Here is a 3,452-nt window from a genome sequence, read left to right on the forward strand (position 1 = left end):
GAGTTGCGGAATCAACGGTCGAAATCTCATCGATGCCCTCAAAGGGGCGTCGACACCCGACTGTCAGTAAGACGAAGGCCAAGACAACCAAGATGACAGGGACCAGGCGCTTCATATCTGGCGAACGCCGATGTGGACGCGCGCCCTCATGGCGGCGGTTCCGAGAACAGGAAAGCAGATCGAAGCACTCCCGGCAATCTCCAACAAAGCCGCTGATAGGCGTCGCTGTCTCATGCCTTGTTCGGCGTTTTTCGATTCCGCCCCACCAGATAGCCTCCAAATAGACTGAAGGCAGAAGCACCTGCAAGAATGAGTCCGATCCTCCTCCAATGCTGGGCCAGACCAACATCGAATCCTCTATGGTCTTCCGACCATGAATTCCAGTCGTCAGCATCATTGCCCTGGCTGGAGGAAATACCATCGAGCCCCGTGCTATAGAAGCCGAAGCCGTCGGGGAATCCTCCCCCTGCGACATAGAGATACTGATTACCCCAGGGGTCCAATGGAACCTCATCGAAAAGCTTGATCCACTCACGATCACTCGGGAGGCTCGATGGCCTAACGACCAGAGCCTGAAGGCCCTCCTCAGGGTGCGGGAGGTTGCCTGTCGTGATCTTATACATTCGGACTGCTGCGCCCAACGTGAGGAAGTCACCCGACAACCTGTTCCCGCTACCGTGGGCGAGGGTAGGTGCTATCATGAGCATCGCTACAAAAACCGGAAGTGCAGTGGAACATGGCTGAGGACGGATGATCATCGGGACACCAAGCAAAGTCCGCTGCGATCTCAATTTGTCTGCCGAACGTTTGAGGCATGGCGCGACGCCCGGACAAAGGCGGCGTTCCGTACCAGATTGAAGGGATTGAATCATCGAACCGCTAACGTAACAAGGCCGCGGTTAGGCGTCGCCATCGCCGTCTTGTTCGGCTTCTTTGTCTTTCTGGATTTGTCGACGCAGCCTTGCATCGAATGCCGCCTCCTTGTCTTCTTCGGGTAGTTGCCGGAACTTCTCAAAACCCGCATCGAACTCCGCGTCGCATTGCGGGCAGTAATGGATCGTGATCAAAGTCGGGTGAAGATCTGACTGCCTCGGCGAGAAATCCCAGGGCGTCACATTGGGAAAACGCTCCTCGTCCATAAAACGAACGTAATCCCAAAGCGGGTCTGCGGAAACGTTGCTACCAAACGTAAATCCCTCTTTCGACTGCAGGTCTTGCTGGTGGACTTTGCATACTTCCGCCGCTTGGTCGCTGCGTGGCACTGGCGTCTCACAACCGGAGCTACCGAAGCAACACAAGAGGCCGAATGCGACTGTAGCGATGGAGCAAAGGATCTGCATTATTGCCCGAACGATTGAGCTGAGGCGATCCCGGTGACCTCACCGGAAAGGCTGCGGTCATCCAAGCAGCTTCCGAAGCGGGCGGCAAGAACGCAACAAAACCGCTGATAGGGGTCGCCCTCAAGCGCCTTGTTCTGCATTGGTTTATCGCATCATGGGAACGTCGATGTAATTCTGGACCTCTGCCCCTGACAGCTCCACCGGGTCCATCGAATCCCCTGAGAAACGGAAAAATGCACGGCGCGGAGGAATGGTCCCACCGTAGAAGATCGTGACAATGATCGACCCATCCTTGCCTGCCTGGGGGCGTCTTCGCCACGACCTTACTCGCTTCTCGGTATGCTTCTTATCGAACTCCACCTCTGCAATCCTGAGTCTCCTGCCCTCCCGCGTTCGCGAGAACCTTAGGTCATCGAACCAAGCCAAGATCCGGCCCAGCACGAAAGGAATAGTCAGGCCTACAAGACCTCCGGCGATACCAGCGGGGACTCCGAACTGACCGAAGTGATTCGCTCCGATTATCGCGCAGACAATTGCGGCGATGAAGAACAAGAGTTCAATGAGCGTCATGGCTCTTCTTTTTCAGCAGAACGTTTGAGGACAGGCGGCGCCGGTGAATTGAAGCGGCGCTTCCGAGTCCTGTTGGAGGTAATGAACCACCAAAACGGATTTTCAACAAGGCCGCTGGTAGGCGTCGTCCTGCTCTGACTTGTTCGGCGTTATTCGTCCTCACCCTGAAGGTCGTAGCGCACCCTCCAACCATGCGACATACTGATGTGGTAGACGAGGGTAAGCAAACTATCATCCATGCTCAGATGCACCCAGATTCCGGCTAGGTTCATCATCCAAACGCCCTCTGGCTCAGGAGTAGGTCCGTCGGTGAGTGTCCAGTTCCCTTGGCCGGACCAGAGGCGGGCTTGCTCTGATTGACCACCATCGGGAGATGAAAGCCCCCCTCGCAGTGGGAAGTCAGTCGCTACGAATGTTCCGTCCGCTCGAATCTCCAGAGTAGGTGATGGATCTGTCGGAATGTGGTCTCCATCGAAGAATCCAGAAGGAATCTGACTACCCCTCCAGAGACCGACGATATCGGAATCGTCCGGACGCGAGCGAACATCTTCTCGGTCCTGCTCGCACCCAGCAAGTATCGCAGCGAAAATGGAAGTGAGTAGGGTCAGGCGCATTACTTTGGCCGAACGTCTCAGTGGAGACGCGCGAACTCAAGGCCGCACGTCGGGAAAATTGAACGTGTCCGAACCAAGGAAAGGAAACGCAACAAGGCGGCGGTTAAGCGTCGATCTCCCACGAATTGTTGTGCTTCATTGCTTTTCGCTCTTGCTCTGTGGCTCCCGAGGTCCATTCAGCTTGCCCGCCCAACCCCTCAGCGCCTTCGACCACTCTGCCATCTCGATCATGGCGACGTAGCTGTGATTGCCTTGGATCTTCTTTCGAATCTGTTGAGTGCCCTCTCGCGCTTCCGGCTTTCCGACAGCCTTGAGAAGCTCGTTCAAGCGGTCATTGCCTTGGGCCTTCAATGAATCTGTGAGATTCTTCTGAAACTCGACAAATTCAGCTTCGATCTCGGCTTGGGCCTCCTCGGCCTTCTTGAGCAATTCCCGGTCCTTTGGACCGAGCTGTGCGGGCAGTAGTCCTACGCTCCCAGAAAGTCTCTTCAGAGAAGCTTGTAGCTCGTCCTCACGCTCCGCCATGGCCAACAAATGCGCTGCAAAAGCGTGCTCACGCTCCGGGTCGCGAAGTAAAAGGATCGCGGGGCTGTCTTTGCCGGTTGCCTTCGGGGGCTCAGCTGTCGCCACGCAGATGAACAGACCAAGCAAAACGGAAGTTGGACGGACCTTAGTCATTCGCTACGAGGTGTAACGGCTCGAACCATGTATTCTTGGCACAACGTCTGAGAAATGGCGATCCCGACCCTCATGGCGGGACTCCGATTCTCGTTGCCGGATTAAAGCACCAAAACGGAAATTCAACAAGGCCGCTGAGAGGGGTCGCCATCTTCGGCTTTATAGCACAACCGGACTTATTCATCAAGCCGGGCAAGGGGCCCGGAACGAGGCCCACCGCCTCCGCCCGGATTGTGAACAAGTCCGTCGC

Annotated in this window: 5 protein-coding genes; all 5 read right to left on the reverse strand. The window is 56.0% G+C overall.

The genetic code is table 11. The features are described from left to right. Positions 1–230: 230 nt before the first annotated feature. The 5 genes from WBG04_RS18330 to WBG04_RS18350 all read right to left on the reverse strand — a co-directional run bounded on the left by WBG04_RS18330 (position 231) and on the right by WBG04_RS18350 (position 3,202). Positions 231–701: a type II secretion system protein GspG gene (locus WBG04_RS18330; RefSeq protein ID WP_424316163.1), complete on the reverse strand. Its 471-nt coding sequence runs from the start codon at positions 699–701 to the stop codon at positions 231–233. 198 nt (positions 702–899) lie between these two features. Then, a complete protein-coding gene (locus WBG04_RS18335) occupies positions 900–1,262 on the reverse strand; it encodes a hypothetical protein (protein WP_424316164.1) in 363 nt (120 codons plus the stop codon). A 222-nt stretch (positions 1,263–1,484) separates the two neighbouring features. Beyond that, positions 1,485–1,910: a hypothetical protein gene (locus tag WBG04_RS18340; RefSeq protein ID WP_424316165.1), complete on the reverse strand. Its 426-nt coding sequence runs from the start codon at positions 1,908–1,910 to the stop codon at positions 1,485–1,487. A gap of 149 nt (positions 1,911–2,059) precedes the next feature. Next, the gene (locus WBG04_RS18345; protein ID WP_424316166.1) at positions 2,060–2,524 is read right to left on the reverse strand and encodes a hypothetical protein; all 465 of its coding nucleotides are present in this window, start codon (positions 2,522–2,524) and stop codon (positions 2,060–2,062) included. Positions 2,525–2,659: 135 nt separating this feature from the next. After that, the gene (locus WBG04_RS18350) at positions 2,660–3,202 is read right to left on the reverse strand and encodes a hypothetical protein (protein ID WP_424316167.1); all 543 of its coding nucleotides are present in this window, start codon (positions 3,200–3,202) and stop codon (positions 2,660–2,662) included. Positions 3,203–3,452: the final 250 nt, after the last annotated feature.

The sequence above is a fragment of the Haloferula sp. genome, from assembly GCF_049672945.1.
Classification (GTDB): Bacteria; Verrucomicrobiota; Verrucomicrobiia; order Verrucomicrobiales; family Akkermansiaceae; genus Haloferula.